This is a genomic window from Streptomyces hawaiiensis, from assembly GCF_004803895.1.
GTDB lineage: Bacteria > Actinomycetota > Actinomycetes > Streptomycetales > Streptomycetaceae > Streptomyces > Streptomyces hawaiiensis.
Genome location: NZ_CP021978.1, coordinates 878,451 through 897,467 on the forward strand (window position 1 = coordinate 878,451; position 19,017 = coordinate 897,467).

Below are 19,017 nucleotides of genomic sequence, written 5' to 3' on the forward strand. Positions count from 1 at the left end.
ATCGACGTACGCACGACTCCACCGGTGTGTGGACGTTCCGCGGCGCCGAGCCGGGCACCCTGGACCTGGGTGTCCGTAGACTGGCGGCCGGATCCGGACGGGCGAAGGTGGGCAGGACGTGGCAGTGCGCAGCACCGTCAACCTCGGACACCGCCACCGCCTCGGATGGCATGTCCTCGTCGGTGCTGTCGCGATACCTCTCGCCGTCGCCATAGCGGCAGACGTCACCGTCGCGCTCGGACAGCGCCTGCTCGCTCTCGGCACGCTGACCGTCATCGTCGCCTGGTACGCCCTGGTCGCCCCGAGGGCGATGGAGGACGGCGACGAGCGTTGGGGTGCCGTCTATTTCGCCGCCCTGGCGGTCGCGTTCCCGCTCCTGCTCGCCATCGCCCCGCTCGGCGGCGCACTGATGTTCGCGCTCTGCCCGCAGCTGTTCGTGATGGTCGCGAGATGGCGGATACGTCTGCCACTGCTGTTGATCCTCTACGCCGAACTCGCCTGGGCCATGTTGGCGCGGGCCGGCGTCAGCCGCTACACGCTGGCGATGGTCGGCGTGACCGTTCTGGTACCCATGACCGTGACGATCCTCGTGGGCGCCTATCTGACCACCGTCCGCGAGCAGAGCCGCAAGCGGGCCGCGCTGATCGAGGAACTGACCGCGACCCGGGCCGCACTGGAACGCGCGGGACACGACGCCGGCGTCCATGCCGAACGCGAACGCCTGGCCGGCGAGATCCACGACACCCTGGCACAGGGCTTCACCAGCGTTCTCATGCTCACCCAGGCCGCCCGGACGAACCTGCTCCGTGATCCGACGGCCGCCGATGGCCAGCTCGACATCCTGGAGAAGACCGCCCGCGAGAACCTCGCGGAGGCACGATCGCTGATCGCCGCGTTGGCCCCGGTCGACCTGACCGGCCGCAGCCTCGCGGATGCGCTGAACCGGCTCGCCGCCCGGCACACGCGCGACACGGGTACCCACGTCGAGGTGTCGATCGTCGGCGAACGGCCCGGCGCACCTACCGGCACCGACATCGCCCTGCTGCGCAGCGCGCAGGAGGCCCTGGCCAACGTCGGCAAGCATGCCGACGCCAAGACGGTACGGCTCGAACTACGCCACGAAAACGGCCTCATGGCGCTGGCCGTGACCGATGACGGCCAGGGCTTCGACCCGACCGCTGTCCGCGGTGGATACGGCCTGCTGGGCCTTCGCACTCGCGTCACCAGCCTCGGCGGAACCTGCACGGTGCGATCGACTCCTGGCCAGGGCACCACGGTGCGGGTCGAGTTGCCGCTGGTCCCTGCCGAGCAGGCGGCGCGTAGCCTGCAGCCAGTGCTTGATCTCAGCTCCACACCCGACCACTGAGCAGGCGGAACCGGCTCGATGACTGTCCAGATCCTGATCGTCGACGACCATCCCGTCGTACGCTTCGGCCTCCGAGGCATGCTCGAGGCCTACGACGACCTGCGGGTCGTCGGCGAGGCCGGCTCCGGCGACGAGGCGATCGTCCTCGCCGCCGCAACGCGTCCGGACGTCGTGCTGATGGACCTGCGGATGCCGGGTACCGACGGTGCCACCGCTACGGCGCGCATCCGCCAGGAGTACCCCGGCATTCGCGTGCTCGTGCTGACCACCTACGAAGGTGACGCCGACATCCTGCCGGCGATCGAGGCCGGCGCCACCGGGTACCTGCTCAAGGACACGCCGATCGGTACCCTGACCGACGCGATCCGAGCGGCCGCCCGCGGTGAAACCGTCCTCGCCCCACTGGTGGCCGCCCGGCTGGTGACGCACATGCAGGCGCCGGCCGGGGAGCAGCTGACCCCTCGCGAGGTCCAGGTACTCGGCCTCGTCGCGCGAGGTCTGTCCAACGGCGAGATCGGTCGGCAGCTGTACATCGGCGAAGCGACGGTGAAGACGCACCTGCTGCGAACGTTCGTCAAGCTGGGTGTCAACGACCGCACCGCAGCCGTCACCGTCGCTCTGTCGCGCGGCGTCCTCACCTCACCACATCGGTGATCTTCGCGTGCGGGACTGTAAAACGAACGGCTCTGGCCTTGTAGTCGGTGGTGACACCGGGTAGCCGCCCTTGGCCGGTGATCTTGTGATGAACGTCAACTCCCATGCCAGCAGGGTGTTTTCCGGGCCGTACCGATCAGGCCGCGCCGGTGTCCCGTTCGATGGTCTGGAGGCGGTTGTTGAACCGTTGGCTGCTGCCATCGATAGGTCTGGCTCGAGGGCCGGTGGCTCACCGTTCGAGACCGCGAGGACGCCGGCACGCCCGGCACACGGCACCCGTGCCCGCCGCCCTGCCTCGCCACCGAAGGGGCACTCGGATGGGCTCACTGATGAGTGGTCCGTCGGAGCCCGGGAAAGAACCGGTTGGTGACGCGCTGATAGCGGATGTAGTCGGGGCGTCGTTGCCGGCTGAAATACTCGGCGGGAACGGCACCGGTGTAGTGCACGAGCATGTGGTACGTGGTCCAGGAGATCCAGGCCAGGGCGAGGGCCGTGAGCAGGCCGAAGACGATGTGATGGTGTGGCCAGCGGTCGATCAGCACGGGCAGCGACAACAGGATGAGACTGCTCCACTGCATCCACTGACCGAAGTAGTTGGGGTGACGGCTGTAGCGCCACAGCCCGCTGTCGCAGGTGCGGCGCACACCGTCTCGTCGGGTGCGATCGGCGAAACGGGCCTTCTGCAGGTCCGCCACCGATTCGAAGACCCAGAACACCGCCCACAGCGCGATCGCCGCGACACTCACGACATCGAGGCGGGCCGGGCGCACGGTGGCGAGCGCGGCCGGGACCGCGAGCGCAGCGATGTTGGCGCCGCACTGGACCATGATCTCGACCTGGAGCGACACCTTCTCGTTGCGGAACCCGTCCCGCTCCCAGCGGCGCCGCTGGTACTGGTACCGCGGCAACTCACCGGGCAACCGCTTGAACACCATGAACCGCAGCGCCCAGGCGCCCATACGCATGCCCATCAGCAGGTAGATCGCCGCAGTGGCGACAGCCGCAGGCGAATCCAGGCCACCGAACACCAGGACCTGCACCCCGATCAGGGCCAGGCCCCATGGCCAGGCCACATCCACGTAGGACATGAACCCGGTGCGGTGGGCCGGCAGACACGCACCCACGACGAAGACGGCCAGTTGCACAAGCAGGTTGCAGACCATGAACCCCGTGAGGTCGCTCTGAAGTGCAAGGGCCGCGAACATCACGACGTAGATCGCGAACGGCATTGTCCGCCTCACTGTGGCCATGGCAACCCCCTCCAAAAGTGAGACACTGATGCACATGTGTCTCGCCAGATCGAGTGAGACACTAGGACGGTGATGTCTCAAATGCAAGAGGTTCCGGCTCCGCTGCCCCCGGACGAGCCGGTGCTGCGCGCTGCGGTCGCGATGTTCCTGCGGGACGGCTGGATCGAGGCACGGGCGCTGGCTGCCGAGGCCGGCATCGGCCGCGCCACCCTGTATCGGCGTTACGGCGACCGCGACCGCCTGATCGGCGAGGCGATCTGGGCGATCGCCACAACCGAGTTCGCCCAGATCTACCCCCGGAGCCGCGGGCAAGGCGCCGACAAGGTCGCCGACCTCGTTCACTCCATGCTGACCACCAGCGCACAACTGCCGGCCATGCGCCGGTTCGTCGCCGACCACCCCGACACCGCACTACGGGTGATGACCTCGCGTGACGGCGTCATCCAGGACCGCATAGTCGAGACCGTCAGCCGGCTCATCCAGTCCGAGATCGGCGAACCCGACGACATCGACGCCCCGACCCTCGCCTACGCCGTCGTCCGGGTCGCCGAGTCCTTCTATTACCGCGAGCTCCTCACCGGGCAGCCCACCGACATCAGCGCCGCCACCACCATCATCCGCAGACTCCTGCGCTGACCGGCCGGCCTGGCCTCGACCACGTGTGCGTTGTCGAGGCCAGGCCGGATACGGACGGACCGGAAATGCCCGCCGCCTGTGGGCTCGGTGGCAGGTCCACGAAGCCATGGACGGTCACCGCTCCCGTTGTCCGTGACCAGAGGGGCTGTAAGACGTTCGGCTCTGGCCCGTATCGGTGGTGACACCGGGTAGCCGTCCTTGACCATGATCTCGTGACGGATGTCAACTCCCTTGTCAGCACGGTGTTTTCCGGGCTGTCAGTGTTGGTCGTCGAGGAAGTGGTGGACGGTGGTGGCGCGGTGGTGGTCACGGCTCGCACGCGGGATGCGGCGGTGCCGTGTCCGGTGTGCCGGACGCCGACGGGGAAGGTGCACAGCCATCACCGCCGGACGGTGACGGACGTGCCGGTCGGCGGCCGCCCGGGTCCTTGTCCACCTGCGGGCACGGCGGCTGGTCTGTCCGGTCCTGGGCTGCCGGAGGCAGATCTTCCGCGAGCAGATTCCCGGACTGCTGGAGCGCCATCAGCGCCGCACGGTGCGGCTTGCCTGGCAGATATCCCAGGTGGCGCAGGAGTTATCCGGCCGGGCGGCCGCCTCACTGGTCTGCTGGCCGTGCCCGTCTCCCGCAGTTGCGCACTGCGCCATCTGCGACGCCTGCCGCTGCCGCAGCAGGCGGTCCCACGGGTGATCGGTGTGGACGAATTCGCCCTGTGCCGCCGGCACCGCTACGCCATGATCATCACGGATGCCGAAACCGGCCGGCGCGTCGCAGTACTGCCCGACCCTGCGAGGGCCATCCCGCAGTCCTGGCTGCGCACATCCTGGTGCCGAGGTCGTGTGCCACGACGGCTCGGCCACCTACGTCGAGGCCATCCGCCGTGCCCTGCCCGACGCGGTGCGGGCCAGCGGCCGACGGCACCTCTGGAGAGCCCTCTGCGACAAAGTCCGACTCGAGGTCCGCGCGCACACCGGCTACTGGGTCACCGTCAACCCGCCCCGTCCCGGTGGAGTACGCCAGCACAGCACCCGCGAACGCTGGAAAAGATGCACGACCTCCTCAGCCAGGGCGTCGGCCTCCTCGACTGGTCCCGCCGCCTGGACCTGGCCCTGAGCACCGTCTGACGCTACGCCCGCATGCCCGAACCCCAGGCCCTGGACATCGCCCCCGCCTAACGGCCCACCCAGCGGATCTTCAGGGACTACCTGCACGCCCATCCCGAGGACGCGACCCGATACACGCAGCTCAAGCAGGCGATCGTCGCCGCTGGTACGGGACCGGGCTGGCGAACCTTTCCAGCCAGAGCAGCAGCAACTACTCAACCCGGCTCCACGCGGCGGCCGCCATTCGGCGTCGGCCGCGGCTCGGCGGTGTCTTGTGCCCATGCAGGGCAAAGCCCCACCCTCATTCCGGCGGACGGGAAATCGTAGGCCGACCGGCCTCCATCATCTCGGCGACCCGGGCCGTCGTCTCCCGCAGCCACATGTGCGCCGCGTCGTGCATGTGGACCGGATGCCACCACAAGGCCTGCTGGAGCGGCACGGCGTCATAGGGCGGTTCCATGATGCGGACGTGTGCGAGTCCGTCCAGCTCATCGGCGAGACGCCTCTGAAGGAGAGCTACCCGGCGGGTGCCCGCGACCAGGAGTGGCATCAGCTGGAAACTGTCGACGGAGACCGCCACGCGCGGCTCGATGCCGAGCATGGCGATCTGGCGGGCGGCGGGGGCATCGTAGGCTCGCTGGTACGTCACCCACGGCAGTCGGGCCAGGTCGTCGAGGGTGAGCTGCTCGCCGACCTCGGGGTTGTCGTCCGCGACGAGGAAGACCCAGCTGTCCTGGTAGAGCTCGACCGTGGGGAAGCCGCGAATGATGCCGTGGGGCAGCAGTAGCCCGTCCACGGTGCTGAGCAACGACCCGGTGCTGTCGATGAATTCGTTCGGTACCTGTTTGAACCTGAGCCGGATGCCTGGTGCCTCGGCTTGGATGGTGCGGGCGAGTTCGGTGCCGAAGACGGCAACCGCGTAGTCCGAGGCGATCAGCGTGAACTCATGTTCCTCGCGGGAGGGGTCGAATTCGGCCTGACTGGCGAAGACGCGCTCCAGCAGGTCGCATGCGGTGGTGGTCCGGCCGAGGAGGGCCCGCCCGAGGGCGGTCAGTTCGTACCCTCCGCCCACCCGCGCGAGCAGGTCGTCGTCGAAGTGGCGGCGCAGCCGGGCCAGGGCCGCGCTCATCGCGGGTTGACTGAGCCCGATGCGCTCGCCGGCCCTGGTGACGTTGCGCTCCTGCAGGAGGGCGCGCAGGGCAACGACGAGGTTGAGGTCCAGGCTGGCCAGGTTCACGAAGCATCCCAATTCCGGAGCCGGCCCATCGGTATTCACCGGCTGGATTCTCATATACAGAAAATCGATTTCCCTGATTGCAATCTACTGGGCCAGATTAGTGGCACCGCAATCGGGAGGACATCTCCGTGACATCCGCAGCCACGTCGGCACCCTTCACCACCTTCTCCGGACCGTTCGCCATCGGCACCCTTTCGGCACCGGGCGAGACCAGGTTCCCGAGCCTCGTGACGCCGGACGGCCGAGCGCTCGATCTGCGCACGGCACTTGACGAACCCGCGTTGACCACGCAAGCGCTCCTGGAGCGCTGGGACGAGGAGCTGCCGCGGCTGCACACCCTCGCCGGGGACCCGACGCGCGACTGGCGGCCGCTGGCGGAGATGACGGTGCACGCGCCCGTCGAGCCCCGGCAGATCTTCCAGTCCGGCGCCAACTACCGGCAGCACGTGATCGACCTGGCGGTCGCACACCGCGCCCCGGACGCCCCGGGCACCGTCGAGGAGGCCCGCGCCGAGGTCGCGGCGGTCATGGACAGGCGGGCCGCCGAGGACCTCCCGTACGTCTTCATCGGCCTGCCGACCACGATCAGCGGCCCCTATGACGACGTGGTGCTGCCCGCCTGGGCCGAGAAGCCCGACTGGGAGCTGGAGGTGGCCGCGGTGATCTCCCGCCCCGCCTACCGGGTCACCGTGGAGGAGGCGCTGGAGTTCGTCGCGGGCTACACCATCGCCAACGACCTGACCGACCGCGCGAGCGTCTTCCGCCGGGACATGCCCCCGATCGGCACCGACTGGCTGCGCAGCAAGAACGCCCCCGGCTTCACCCCGCTCGGCCCGTGGATCGTCCCCGCCGGCTCCATCGCGGACCCCTCCGACCTGCAGGTCACCCTGAAACTCAACGGCGAGACCATGCAGGACGAGTCCACCAAGGACATGATCTTCGGCGTCGCACGGTTGGTCTCGTACATCTCCCAGACCGCCCGACTGCTTCCCGGCGACCTCGTCCTCACCGGCAGCCCGGCCGGCAACGGCATCCACTGGGGCCGCCTGCTGCGCGACGGCGACGTGATGGACGGCTCGGTCACCGGACTCGGCGCCCAGCGCACCCGCTGTGTCGCGGAAGAGGCACGATGAGCGCCGACCGTATCGACCGTACGGATCCCGAGGCGGCGATCGCCGAGGCCGCGAAGGCGTACTCGAACTGGGGCCGCTGGGGCGAGGACGATGTACTCGGCACGCTCAACTTCCTCGACGAGGCCAAGCGCCGCGAGGGCGCAGCCCTGATCCGCGACGGGGTCAGCTTCTCCTTGTCCCAGGCCTTCGACATGGACGGCCCGCAGAAAGGCTGGCAGCGGCGTACCAACCCGGTGCACACGATGCTCGCCACCGGCACCGACGCCGCTCTGGGCGGCCAGGGCTTTCCGCACGGTTTCGGTGGCGCCGACGACGTGATCGCCATGCCCCTGCAGTGCTCCACCCAATGGGACGGGCTCGGGCACATCTTCGATCACGGCAAGGCGTGGAACGGCCGCCCGGCGGAGAAGGTCGTCACCTCCGAAGGCGACCTGGTCACCGGCATCGAGCACATGGCTCCGCACGTCACCGGGCGGGGTGTACTCCTCGACGTTGGCCTGGTCATCGGCCAGGACGGCGAACTGCCCGACGGCTTCGCCATCACCGAGGAGCACCTGACCGCAACCGCCGCCTCGCACGGTGTGACCGTCGGTCGTGGCGACCTGGTCCTCGTGCGCACCGGGCGGCTGGCCCGCGCCCGTCACGAAGGCTGGGGCGACTACGCGGGCGGCCCGGCGCCGGGGCTGAGCTTCAGCACGGCCGGCTGGCTGCACCGGAGCGAGATCGCCGCGATCGCCACCGACACCTGGGGCTTCGAGGTGCGGCCCAACGAGTTCGACCACGCCTTCCAGCCGCTGCACCAGGTCGCCATCCCCCACATCGGTCTGCTCATCGGTGAGATGTGGGACCTCGACGCCCTCGCCGCACATTGCGCCGCCGACGGCCGGTACGCGTTCTGGCTCACCGCCGCGCCACTGCCCATCACAGGGTCCGTCGGCTCACCAGTGAATCCCATCGCCGTCAAGTAACGCCCTGGACGGCCGGGCGGGCCGCGCCCGGACGGCAACGCCACCCTCGCCCACCCAGCCCGCAACACCCCCTCTGCCGCTCGAAGTCGCACGGCGCCATCTCAGGGAGAACCCATGAACGAACCCCGTCCCCGCACCGTCCTCGTCATAGGCGGCGGCGCGTCCGGCAACGCCGTGACCGTACTGCTGCGGCGGGCGGGCATCGCCGTGGAACTGATCGAGGCCAAACCCGACTGGAACGTGCTCGGCTCCGGCATCACCCTCCAGGGCAACGCGCTGCGCGTGCTGCGCGAAGTCGGCGTATGGGACAAGGTCCGGGAGAGCGGCTACGCCGTCGACGCCGTCGGTCTGGCCGCGCCCGACGGGACCGTGTTCCACGTCCAGCAGGACATCCGCACCGGTGGGGACGACCTGCCCCCGATCTTCGGCATGCAGCGGCCCCGCCTCCAGGAGATCCTGTGTGAGGCCGTCCTCGAGAGCGGCGCGACGGTACGCCTCGGCACCACCGCCGAGGAACTGGTCCAGGACGCGTCCGGCGTCACCGCCCGGTTCAGCGACGGCACCGAGGGCCGCTACGACCTCGTCATCGCCGCCGACGGCGTCGGCTCCCGCACGCGCGCGATGATCGGCATCAGCGACAAGCCCGAACCGACCGGCATGGCCATCTGGCGCGTCCCCGTGCCCCGCCCCGAGAGCGTGGAGCGCATGCAGCTGGCCTACGGCGGACCGTGCTACATCGCCGGCTACTGCCCCACCAGCAAGAACACCATCTACGCCTACCTCGTCGAGGCCAACCGCGACCGCGCCTCCATCGACCCGGCCTCGTACGCGGACGAGATGCGACGGCTGGCCGCGCCCTACGGGGGTGCGTGGCCGGAGATCGCCGCGAGCATCACCGACCCCGCCAAGGTCAACTACACCTGGTTCGACCGGCTGCTCGTCGAGGGCTCCTGGCACCGCGGGCGGGTCGTCCTGATCGGTGACGCGGCCCACGTCTGTCCTCCCACGCTCGCCCAGGGCGCGGCGATGTCGCTGGAGGACGCCTCCGTACTGGCCGAGATGCTGACTGCGGAGCAGGACTGGGGTTCCCTGGACGCCCTGCTGACCGGCTTCTACGAACGCCGGATCGGCCGTGTCCGCATGGTGGTCGAGGCATCCGTGCAACTCGGTCAGTGGCAGCTGGACGGCGTCCGTGACGCCGACGCACCCGGCCTGATGGGCCGCACGATGTCCGTCCTGAAGGAGACCCCGTGAACCCCGTGAGTCCCCAGAACGGCGCACCCACGATCGACGTCCACGCGCACGTCCTGCTCCCTCAGGTCGAGGACGCCGTCGCCGGACACCCCGGGCTGGCCGCCGCCCGCGATCTCGACGCCCGCCGCAACGGCCCCGAGGCCATCGCCGTCAGCGGCCCGATGTTCCGGGACCGCTTCCCGAGGCTGACCGACGTCAAGGCCCGGCTCGCCGCGATGGACGCCTCCGGGGTAGACGTCCAGCTGGTCTCGCCCTCTCCCTCGCACTACCACTACTGGGCCGACGAGGACCTGGCCCGTACAGTGTGGGAACTGGCCAACGAGGGCACCGCCGCGCACGTCGCCCAGGCCCCGCAGCGGCTGCACGGCCTCGGCCTCGTCCCGCTCCAGCACCCGGCCCAGGCCGTCGAAGCCCTCGAACACGCCCTCGGCCTGGGCCTGCGCGGTGTCGAGATATCGAGCCACGCACCGGGACGCGAACTGTCCGACCCCGCGTACGAGCCGTTCTGGACACGGGCCGAGGAAAGCGGCGCGATTCTCTTCCTGCATCCCTTCGGCTGCACGCTCGACGAGCGCCTCAACCGGTGGTACCTGTCCAACACCGTCGGCCAGCCGACCGAGAACGCCGTCGCCCTGTCCCATCTGATCTTCTCCGGAGTCCTGGACCGGCACCCGGGCTTGCGCATCGTCGCCGCCCACGGAGGCGGCTATCTGCCCACCCACATCGGCCGCTCCGACCACGCCTGGCTCGCCCGCACCGACACCCGCGGCTGCGCGCACCCGCCCAGCAGCTACCTCAAGCAGCTGTACTTCGACTCCCTCGTCCACGACCCGGACGTGCTGCGCGAACTGATCCGGGCAGCCGGCCCCGACCGGGTCCTGCTCGGCTCCGACTTCCCCTTCGACATGGGCACCGACGACCCGCTCGGCGCGCTGCGCGACGTCACGGACCTGCCCGCCCCCCACTTCCACGCCGTACGCGGCGGCAACGCGGCAGCGCTGCTCCGCCTTGTCGGAAGCATCTGAACCTCACAGAGGAGAACCCCCACCATGAGCACACGCCTGCTCACCCACCTGCGCCACGTCGACCTGGCCGTGCCGGACTACGACAAGCAGCTCGACTTCTACGCCGGCGTCTGGGGCCTGACCAAGGTCGCCGAGGACTCCGGCATCTCCTTCCTGGCCGCCGAGGGCTCCCCCGAGCAGTACATCGTCCGGCTGCGCAAGGCCGAGGAGAAGCGCCTCGACCTCATCTCCTACGGCGCCGCGAACCCCGCCGACGTGGACACGCTCGCCGAACAACTCCTCGCGGGTGGAGTGCAGTTGATCTCCCAGCCGGGCAAGGTCGACACCCCCGGCGGCGGCTACGGCTTCCGCTTCTTCGACATCGACGGCCGCACCATCGAGGTCTCGGCCGACGTCGAGGCGCGCCGGCACCGTCGTATCGAGGAGAAGGAGTCCATCCCGGTCCGTCTCTCGCACGTCGTCCTGAACTCCCCCAACATCAACGCCACCCGCGCCTGGTACGAGCAGCACCTCGATTTCCGGCTGTCCGACACGATGGCCTTGCCGCAGATGGGCGAGGTCATGCACTTCATGCGGATCAGCAACCAGCACCACTCCATGGCCATTGCCAGCGGTCCGCACACCTCCCTGCAGCACCTCTCCTTCGAGATGCGCGGCATCGACGAGTACATGCGCGGCTCCGGCCGTGTGATGCGCTCCGGCGCCCGCAAGATCTGGGGCCCCGGGCGCCACATGGCGGGCGACAACACCTTCACGTACTTCCTCGACCCGCACGGCAACACCGTGGAGTACACCACCGAGCTCGAAAAGCTGGACGAGGACACCTGGCACCCGCACATCTACGACCTGACGAAGCCCGAGAACGCCGACCAGTGGGGCACGTCCAACCCGATGAACGAAATGGTCGCCAAGGAAATGCTCAACGACGTCGACCGCGGCGTCTTCGTCGCTCCGCCGGTCTGACCCCTTGACCCCGGGGGCTCGGCGTACTCCCCCGCCTGCCATGCCGCCGGGCCCCCGGCCTGTGTCAACCCTCCCAGCTCCCTAGGAATGCCATGCGTTTCGCCACGTACGAACAGCACGGCCGCAGCCGTCTCGCCACCGTCGAGGACGACGGCACCCTCTACCCCTGCCCCGGCACGGGGACGCTCCTCGACCTGATCCAGGCCGGTCCCGAGGCACTGCGCGAGGCGGGCAACGCAAGTCTGGACGTGCCGCGCGGCCCGCACGTCTCCCAGGTGCGCTTGCTGCCGCCGCTCCAGCCGCCGTCCGTACGCGACTTCGTCACGTTCGAGGAGCACGTCGAGGGTGTACGACGCAGCATCGACGGAGTCTCGGGCGCCCCGGACGCCTGGTACGACGCGCCCACCTTCTACTTCACCAACCCCTACGCCGTCATCGGCGCTCACGACGACGTCCCCGTGCCGCCCGGCAGCCAGGCACTGGACTTCGAACTCGAAGTCGCCGCGGTCATCGGCCGCGAGGGCCGCGACCTCACCCCCGAGCAGGCCCGCGACCACATCATCGGCTACACCATCTACAACGACTGGTCCGCCCGCGACCTCCAGTCCCGCGAGATGCAGGTCAGCCTCGGCCCCTGCAAGGGCAAGGACACCGCCACCACCCTCGGCCCCTGCCTCGTCACCGCGGACGAGCTGGAGCCCTACCGCGACAGCGACGGATTCCTGCGCCTGGCGCTGACCGCCGAGATCAACGGCGAGGTCATCGGCAAGGACCTGCTGTCCAACATGAGCTGGACCTTCGAGGAGATGACCGCCTACGCCTCCCGCGGCACCTGGGTCCGCCCCGGCGACGTACTCGGCTCCGGCACCTGCGGCAACGGCGGCTGCCTCGCCGAACTCTGGGGCGTGCGCGGCCGCCAGGATCCGCCACCGCTGAAGCCCGGCGACACCGTCACCCTCACCGTCGAGGGCATCGGCACCGTCTCCAACACCGTGGTACCCGGGGCCGAGCCGGTGGCCGTCCCCCGCGCCCGTAGGCGCCCGCGAACGCGCCCGTGAACCGCGCGGCGGAGAGCAGGCCGCCCGACAGGGGCGTCGTCACCGGGACCGCGTGCGGCAGGGCACGGTCGAGGCGCCGCCACATCCCACTCCGCCGGGCCGGCCTCCCTGACGAGGTGCTCAACGCCGTCGTCCTCCTCCCCACCGACGAGACCTCGTACATCACCGGCGCCGGTCTCGTCCGCGACTGGTCGACGGTGCTGCCCGGCTCCCCCGTTTGACCCGACCGGCCTCCGGCCGAAAGGACCCGCACGTGAACAAGGTCAGCGCGAGCGCCGCCGAGGCGGTCGCCGACATCTGCGACGGGGCCTCGCTCGCCGTTGGCGGCTTCGGCCTGTCCGGCATACCGGCCGCCCTCATCGACGCCCTGCACGCCCAGGGCGCCACCGGTCTGAAGGTCGTCTCCAACAACTGCGGCGTAGACGGCCAGGGACTCGGCCTACTGCTCGCCGACGGCCGCATCAGCCGCGTGACGGGCAGTTACGTGGGCGAGAACAAGGAGTTCGCCCGCCAGTACCTCAGCGGCGAGCTGGAGGTCGAACTCGTACCGCAGGGCACCCTGGCCGAGCGGCTACGGGCCGGCGGGGCCGGCATCCCGGCCTTCTACACACCGGCAGGCGTGGGCACACAGGTAGCAGACGGCGGCCTGCCGTGGCGTTACGCGGCGGACGGCAGCATCGCCCTCGCTTCCCCCGCAAAGGAGAAGCGCTCCTTCGGTGGCCGCGCGCATGTCCTCGAACACGGCATCACCACCGACTACGCGCTCGTCCGCGCCTGGCGCGGCGACACTCACGGCAACCTGGTCTTCAGCAAGGCCGCCGCCAACTTCAACCCACTGGCCGCCATGGCCGGCCGCATCACGATCGCCGAGGTCGAGGAACTCGTGGAGCCAGGCGAGCTGTCCCCTGACGCGATCCATCTGCCTGGCGTCTTCGTCCAGTGGGTCCTCGCCCTCACGCCCGCGCAGGCCGCCGACAAACCGATCGAACGGCGTTCGATTTCCGCGCCCCAGGCACGAGAGACGGTGCACAGCTGATGTCCTGGAACCGCGACCAGATGGCCGCCCGTGCCGCCGCCGAACTCACCGACGGCTCCTACGTCAACCTGGGCATCGGCCTGCCCACCCTCGTCCCGGGACACCTCCCGCCGGGAGTCCACGTCGTCCTCCATTCCGAGAACGGCATCCTCGGCACCGGGCCCTACCCCAGTGAACGCGACGTCGACCCCGACCTCATCAACGCCGGCAAGGAAACCGTCACCGTGCTCCCGGAGCGGCCTTCTTCGACTCCGCCCTGTCCTTCGGCATGATCCGCGGCGGCCACATCGACACCGCCGTGCTCGGTGCCATGCAGGTGTCCGCGACCGGCGACCTCGCCAACTGGATGATCCCCGGAAAAATGATCAAGGGCATGGGCGGTGCCATGGACCTCGTCCACGGCGCCCGCCGCGTCATCGTCCTCATGGATCACACCGCCAAGGACGGCAGCCCCAAGATCCTCGACGAGTGCACCCTGCCCCTCACGGGCCGGGCCTGCGTCCACCGCGTCATCACCGACCTGGGCGTCATCGACGTCACCGACAACGGCCTGGTCCTTGTCGAAACCGCCCCCGGCGTCACCCACCACGACATCACCGCCGCCACCGCCACGAAACTGCACACCGTCGCTTGAGGCAGGTCAACGACGACCAAGGCTGAGGACCCACTATGAAGAAGCTTCCCGCCAAGCGCGGCCGCGTCGCCGTCATCGGCGCCGGGCCCGGTGGCATGGCCACCGCACTCTCCGTCCATCAGGCCGGCCACGACGTCGTGCTGTTCGAGCGCTACCCGCACGCCAGACCCGCCGGCAACATCCTCAACCTGTGGCCGCCACCCATCAAGGCACTCGGGCTGCTAGGAGTGAACACCGAGGACCTGGGTGCGCCCTGTACGTCCGAGTTCCGCAACGCCCGCGGCCGCCGCCGGGTCCGCGCGGCCCTTCCGAAGCAGGTTGTCCGCGACTACGGCGGCGGCTTCATCGGCCTGCTGCGCCCCGAGCTGTACGAGCGGCTGCTCGACGCGCTGCCCAAGGGAGTCCTGCGGGTCAACCACACGGTGGAACACGTCGAGCAGGACGAGAGCGGTGTTCGACTGCGCCTAGCGGACGGACGAGTCCACGAGGCGGACCTCGTGATCGGCGCGGACGGCATCGATTCCCTGGTCCGCCGCACTCTGTGGGGCGACGGCCCCAAGCGCGAGCACAACCTGCACATCTTCGGCGGCTATACCTTCGACGAGAGCGTCGAGACCGAACCCGGGATGTGCGTCCTCTCCCACACCCCCACTGTGCAAGGCAGTTGGACCGCCATCCGCGACAAGGGACGTGACGGCCACCAGTGGTGGATACTCGAAGCGTTCGACGCAAGCCGGGAATTCACCGGGGATCTGCACTCGACCGCGACCGGCCTCGGTCAGGCCTTCGCCCGTCCGCTCCCCCAGCTGATCGCCGCGACCGACCCCGCGCACGTTCAGCGCTGGGTGATCCGCGACCGCAAGCCGCTGAAGCAGTGGTCCAAGGGCCGCGCCACCCTCGTCGGCTACGCCGCTCACCCCACGTCCCCGTACGCCGGGTACGGCGCCGGTATGGCCACCGAAGACGGCTATTTCATCGGCCGCCGCCTGGCAGGGGTGGACCTGAGCGACTACGCCGCCGTTCGCCAGGCACTCGACGCCTTCGAGGCCCCCCGCAAACCGCACACCGCCCGACAGTCCCAGCACGCCTACGCCCTCGGGCAGGTCTTCCATCACGCGCCGCGCGCTCTGCAACCGATCCGGGACGCGATCCTGGACCGCACCCCACTGATGCAGAAGGTGGTCGGTGACTCCACCCCCATATCGATCTTCACTCAGCTCGGTGAGATCGACCGGGCCGAAGCCCGCTTCACCGCGCTCCTCCGCCTCGGCGAGACACACGACACCGCTTCCTGAACCACGTTGCTGGGGCCGCGCCCGCGCCCGGCGGGGCTGGCCCCAGAACAGCAGGCCGCCAGACGCACGCCCCGACACAGAACGCCAAGCGTTCATCGGGCAGTCGAGAACAACCTCTCCTACGCTCCGCGACCGTCGGTCAACGCATCGCTGGGATCCGCTCGAGGTGGCCGAGCGCGGACTGGGGTTCGCCGCCGACAACTCGGCCACCAGCCGGGTCACGGGTACGCCGAGCACCACGGCGATCGAGAACAGTGTGTCCACCATGGGGTTGCCCGGCCGTGCTCCAGACCGACCACGAGGCGTACTCGTCCGTCGACAACTTCGCCCTGGAAAGCGGTGGCACGAAAGCCGACCTGTCAGCGGCAATAATCACCACGTCGGACCTGCCCGACCACACGGCGCTGCGCTCGTCTCAGGCGCTGGTTGACCTTCGGCTACGCCCTCCACACCTGCCTCGGCGCACCGCTGGCCTTGGAGTCCCGCGTCGTCCTGGAACAGTTGCTGAAGCGCTTCCCCGAACTGCGGCTCGCTCGCGGCTACCGCCGTGAGCCCGCTCCGGGCCTGGTCATGGTCCGCCCGCCCGGCTCGGCTCGACATTTGCTCTGATCTGAGCAGAGCTTCTCCCGAGGACGGCACCGTGCTCATCGGCTACGGCGCGCTCGGCAGGCCGGAAGACCGTCGCCTGCCACGAGGGCGTCGGGCGGGCCGCGGAGCAGCTCGGGGCCGGACAGCCGACGCTCATCACGCGATCAGCCGGCACCGTCATCGAGGGGGTGTGCTTGCCCGCAGAACGACGTTCGTGGCGACCGGTACGATCCGCGGGGCGTCATCGTCGGAGAGCGCGAGCTCCGTCGCACGGAGCCCGACCTGCTGCAGAGGAACGTTCACGGACGTCAGCTCCGGGACGACGTCCACCGCCGGGCCGATGTCGTCGAAGCCGGCGACGGCGATGTCCCGGCCAGGGGCAAGCCCGGCGTCGCGGAATGCGGTCATCACACCGATCGCCATGACGTCGCTCACCGCAAAGACGAGTTCCGTGCCGTCCAGTCCCCGCCGGACGAGCTCCCTGGCCGCCGCACATCCCCCTCGGCGGCTGAACTCGGCTTCGACCACCAGCCGCTCGTCGACGTCGATTCCGAACTCGCGCACGCCCTCCACGAAACCGCTGCACCGGTCACGGGACGTCCTGAGGCCGGTCCTCGCCCGGACCACCGCGAACCGCCGGTAGCCGAGCCCTACCAGGGCGCGGGCAAGCTGCCGCGCTCCACCGTAGTTGTCGATACTGACGGTGTGGAACGGCAGGTCGTGCTGGCTGATCAGGACTACGCTGCCGCCCGCTTCCCGGTAGGCGTGGAGCTCCTCGACGAGTGCGTCGCGGGCATCGGCGCCGTCGACGCGGCTGCCGGTCATGACGATGACGCGGGGGCGCATGCCGCGCAGCGTCCCGACGATCTGGAGTTCCCGCTCCGGGGAGCGGTCCGCAACCGCCATGGTCACGATGAGTCCGGCGGCCTCGGCTGCCTGCGTCACCCCTGCCGCGATGGAGGAGAAGTACGGGTCGTCGACACCGCTGACGACCAGCGCGGCGATGTTCGTCGAACCCCGCGCGATCGCCTGGGCGGACAGGTGCGGCGCGTAGTCCAGTTCCGCGGCCGCGGTGAGCACACGGTCGACGTTCTCCTGCCGGACGTTGCGGACGCTGCCGTTGAGCACCCGCGACGCCGTCGCCTGTGAGACGCCCGCTGCCCGCGCCACATCATGCAGGGTCACCTGGCGCCCCTCGGATACGGCCTCCCCGCGACGCCGTACAGGCGCTGCCGCTCCATCTTCCATGCCGCACATTGTGCACCGAGCCGCCCAGCGCCTGGAAGTCGCGGAATCACTACCGAGGGTCACTCCGTAGGCCAGTGCGCTTACTGCGCCGCACATGCCTTGCGGAATCCAACCGGGCCGACGCGACCACCTTCGAGCCGGGCGAGCGTATCCCGAGTCGGTCACCGGCACTTTCGTCCACACCTCCCCGGCCTGGCAGGGATATCCTCGGGTAGCGTCGACGGCGGCTCGTTTTCGTGGTGCGGGAGGGACGGCGCGATGCCCCATTCAGCCAGGCCGACCGTCACCCTGCGTGACGTGGCGGCGGCCGCCGGTGTGTCGGTTTCGACCGCGTCGCGAGTGCTGGGCGGCAGTGACCGGACGGTCGCGGAGGAATACCGGCAGCGGGTCGTCTCCGCCGCGGCCGCGTTGCGCTACACCGCGGACGCCGCGGCCCGGGCGATGCGGCGCGCGAACGACTCGATCGCGGTCGTCGGCGACGACCTCACAACCCCCTCGATGGGAATGGTCGCCGCGGCGATGGAACGGCGAGCACGCGACGCCGGGGCGTTCGTGACCGTCTCGTCGACCCACGGCACCGCCGAGAGGCAGCTCGAAACCGTCCGCCTGCAACGTGCTCTGCGGCCGCGTGCGCTCATTCTGACCTCGAGCCGCCTCGACACGAACGCCCTCGGCGGGCGCCTGCTCGACGAGTTGCTCGGCTACGAACGCGAGGGCGGCCGGGTGGTGATCGTCGGCGACACCGACATGCCGTTCGACTCCATCAGCTTCGACAATCACGGCCCTGCGAAGGAATTGGCCAGCTACGTCGCCGGGGCGGGGCACCGGCACGTGACGATCCTCGCCGGCGCGCGCGGGCAGGGGAACGTCTCCGCCCGTACCGCGGGCTTCATAACCGGTCTCCGTGACGGCGGCGTCGAGGAGCGGCACATCCGGATCTCGCACTGCACGGTGAGCCGCCAAGGAGGGTTCGACGCGGCGCGGCAGCTGGTCGCCGAGGGGCTGGAGCCGCCCCACGCGGTCCTCGCCGCCAACGACACCATCGCCATCGGTGCGATGTCCGCCTTCCGGGCTGCCGGGATGGCGGTGCCGGGCGACGTCTCGGTGACCGGTTTCGACGACATCGAGCTCGCGATCGACGTGACACCGCGGCTGACGACCGTGTCGTTGCCGCTGGCGCAGGCAGGTGCCGAGGCAGTCCGCCTCGCGCTCGCGGATCGTGCGGAAGCAGAGCATTTGAGGATGCGCGGGCAGGTCGTGGTGCGCGACAGCACGGCGATCCGCGTCGTCTGAAGCGCCCTCGAGCCCGACCGCGCCGGCGGGTCACTCCGGCCAACACACCCAGGGCCCTCGGGCCACCGGAACGTCGCACGCCAAAGATGCATTTCTTGCATGTTTACCGACGTCTTGACGCCTTCGATCACAGACGGGCACACTGCGCGCCAATGCGGAATACGATTTCCCGCCGCAGCGGGGCACCTATCACCGGGGGCGCCCCACCTCTGCAATCCCGCGCGATGCACCGGACCTAGTCCCCGGTGCAAGCCTCACAACCCCCACACCCCTCCGAGG

16 protein-coding genes and 2 pseudogenes are annotated in these 19,017 nt (G+C 69.7%); 15 read left to right on the plus strand and 3 right to left on the minus strand.

Annotated elements, in window-relative coordinates:
- Positions 1-118 precede the first annotated feature (118 nt).
- Positions 119-1,366, plus strand: a complete 1,248-nt coding sequence (locus CEB94_RS04125) for a sensor histidine kinase (protein WP_175430861.1) — start codon at positions 119-121, stop codon at positions 1,364-1,366.
- Positions 1,367-1,384: 18 nt separating this feature from the next.
- Entirely contained in the window at positions 1,385-2,020 is a 636-nt protein-coding gene (locus CEB94_RS04130; RefSeq protein ID WP_175430862.1) for a response regulator transcription factor, read from the plus strand.
- Between the two features lie 323 nt (positions 2,021-2,343).
- On the opposite strand, the gene CEB94_RS04135 is transcribed toward CEB94_RS04130, so the two are convergent.
- Positions 2,344-3,270 (minus strand): DUF1295 domain-containing protein, encoded by a 927-nt coding sequence (locus tag CEB94_RS04135; protein WP_175430863.1) that lies wholly within the window; start codon positions 3,268-3,270, stop codon positions 2,344-2,346.
- 81 nt (positions 3,271-3,351) lie between these two features.
- Between CEB94_RS04135 and CEB94_RS04140 the strand changes: the two genes are divergently transcribed.
- Positions 3,352-3,906, plus strand: a complete 555-nt coding sequence (locus CEB94_RS04140; protein ID WP_175430864.1) for a TetR/AcrR family transcriptional regulator — start codon at positions 3,352-3,354, stop codon at positions 3,904-3,906.
- Between the two features lie 212 nt (positions 3,907-4,118).
- Positions 4,119-5,024, plus strand: a pseudogene (locus CEB94_RS40660) (ISL3 family transposase); the annotation flags it as partial.
- A gap of 283 nt (positions 5,025-5,307) precedes the next feature.
- Here the strand turns inward: CEB94_RS40660 and CEB94_RS04150 are convergent.
- Entirely contained in the window at positions 5,308-6,243 is a 936-nt protein-coding gene (locus CEB94_RS04150; RefSeq protein WP_175430865.1) for a LysR family transcriptional regulator, read from the minus strand.
- A gap of 128 nt (positions 6,244-6,371) precedes the next feature.
- Between CEB94_RS04150 and CEB94_RS04155 the strand changes: the two genes are divergently transcribed.
- The 10 genes and pseudogenes from CEB94_RS04155 (at position 6,372) to CEB94_RS04200 (ending at position 16,218) form a co-directional block, all read left to right on the plus strand.
- A complete protein-coding gene (locus tag CEB94_RS04155; RefSeq protein ID WP_175430866.1) occupies positions 6,372-7,376 on the plus strand; it encodes a fumarylacetoacetate hydrolase family protein in 1,005 nt (334 codons plus the stop codon).
- Complete coding sequence (locus CEB94_RS04160) at positions 7,373-8,344, plus strand: cyclase family protein (protein ID WP_175430867.1); 972 nt, start codon at positions 7,373-7,375, stop codon at positions 8,342-8,344. The genes CEB94_RS04155 and CEB94_RS04160 overlap by 4 nt, the downstream gene beginning before the upstream one ends.
- A 114-nt stretch (positions 8,345-8,458) precedes the next feature.
- Positions 8,459-9,598, plus strand: coding sequence for an FAD-dependent oxidoreductase (locus tag CEB94_RS04165; RefSeq protein ID WP_175430868.1), 1,140 nt, complete (start codon positions 8,459-8,461; stop codon positions 9,596-9,598).
- Complete coding sequence (locus CEB94_RS04170; protein WP_246111709.1) at positions 9,595-10,623, plus strand: amidohydrolase family protein; 1,029 nt, start codon at positions 9,595-9,597, stop codon at positions 10,621-10,623. Before CEB94_RS04165 ends, CEB94_RS04170 begins: the two co-directional genes overlap by 4 nt.
- A gap of 24 nt (positions 10,624-10,647) precedes the next feature.
- Positions 10,648-11,586: a VOC family protein gene (locus CEB94_RS04175; protein ID WP_175430869.1), complete on the plus strand. Its 939-nt coding sequence runs from the start codon at positions 10,648-10,650 to the stop codon at positions 11,584-11,586.
- A gap of 92 nt (positions 11,587-11,678) precedes the next feature.
- Positions 11,679-12,644 (plus strand): fumarylacetoacetate hydrolase family protein, encoded by a 966-nt coding sequence (locus tag CEB94_RS04180; RefSeq protein WP_175430870.1) that lies wholly within the window; start codon positions 11,679-11,681, stop codon positions 12,642-12,644.
- Positions 12,645-12,897: 253 nt separating this feature from the next.
- On the plus strand, positions 12,898-13,680 hold the full coding sequence (locus CEB94_RS04185) for a CoA transferase subunit A (RefSeq protein ID WP_175430871.1): 783 nt from the start codon (positions 12,898-12,900) through the stop codon (positions 13,678-13,680).
- Positions 13,680-14,314: pseudogene (locus CEB94_RS04190) on the plus strand (CoA transferase subunit B). The gene CEB94_RS04185 and the pseudogene CEB94_RS04190 overlap by 1 nt, the downstream one beginning before the upstream one ends.
- Positions 14,315-14,349: 35 nt before the next feature.
- On the plus strand, positions 14,350-15,609 hold the full coding sequence (locus CEB94_RS04195) for an FAD-dependent oxidoreductase (RefSeq protein WP_175430872.1): 1,260 nt from the start codon (positions 14,350-14,352) through the stop codon (positions 15,607-15,609).
- Between the two features lie 426 nt (positions 15,610-16,035).
- Complete coding sequence (locus tag CEB94_RS04200) at positions 16,036-16,218, plus strand: hypothetical protein (protein ID WP_425472427.1); 183 nt, start codon at positions 16,036-16,038, stop codon at positions 16,216-16,218.
- 156 nt (positions 16,219-16,374) lie between these two features.
- Here the strand turns inward: CEB94_RS04200 and CEB94_RS04205 are convergent, their stop codons facing one another.
- Positions 16,375-17,382: a LacI family DNA-binding transcriptional regulator gene (locus CEB94_RS04205; RefSeq protein ID WP_218945886.1), complete on the minus strand. Its 1,008-nt coding sequence runs from the start codon at positions 17,380-17,382 to the stop codon at positions 16,375-16,377.
- A gap of 360 nt (positions 17,383-17,742) precedes the next feature.
- On the opposite strand from CEB94_RS04205, the gene CEB94_RS04210 reads away from it, so the two are divergent.
- Complete coding sequence (locus CEB94_RS04210; protein WP_175430874.1) at positions 17,743-18,738, plus strand: LacI family DNA-binding transcriptional regulator; 996 nt, start codon at positions 17,743-17,745, stop codon at positions 18,736-18,738.
- Positions 18,739-19,017 lie beyond the last annotated feature (279 nt).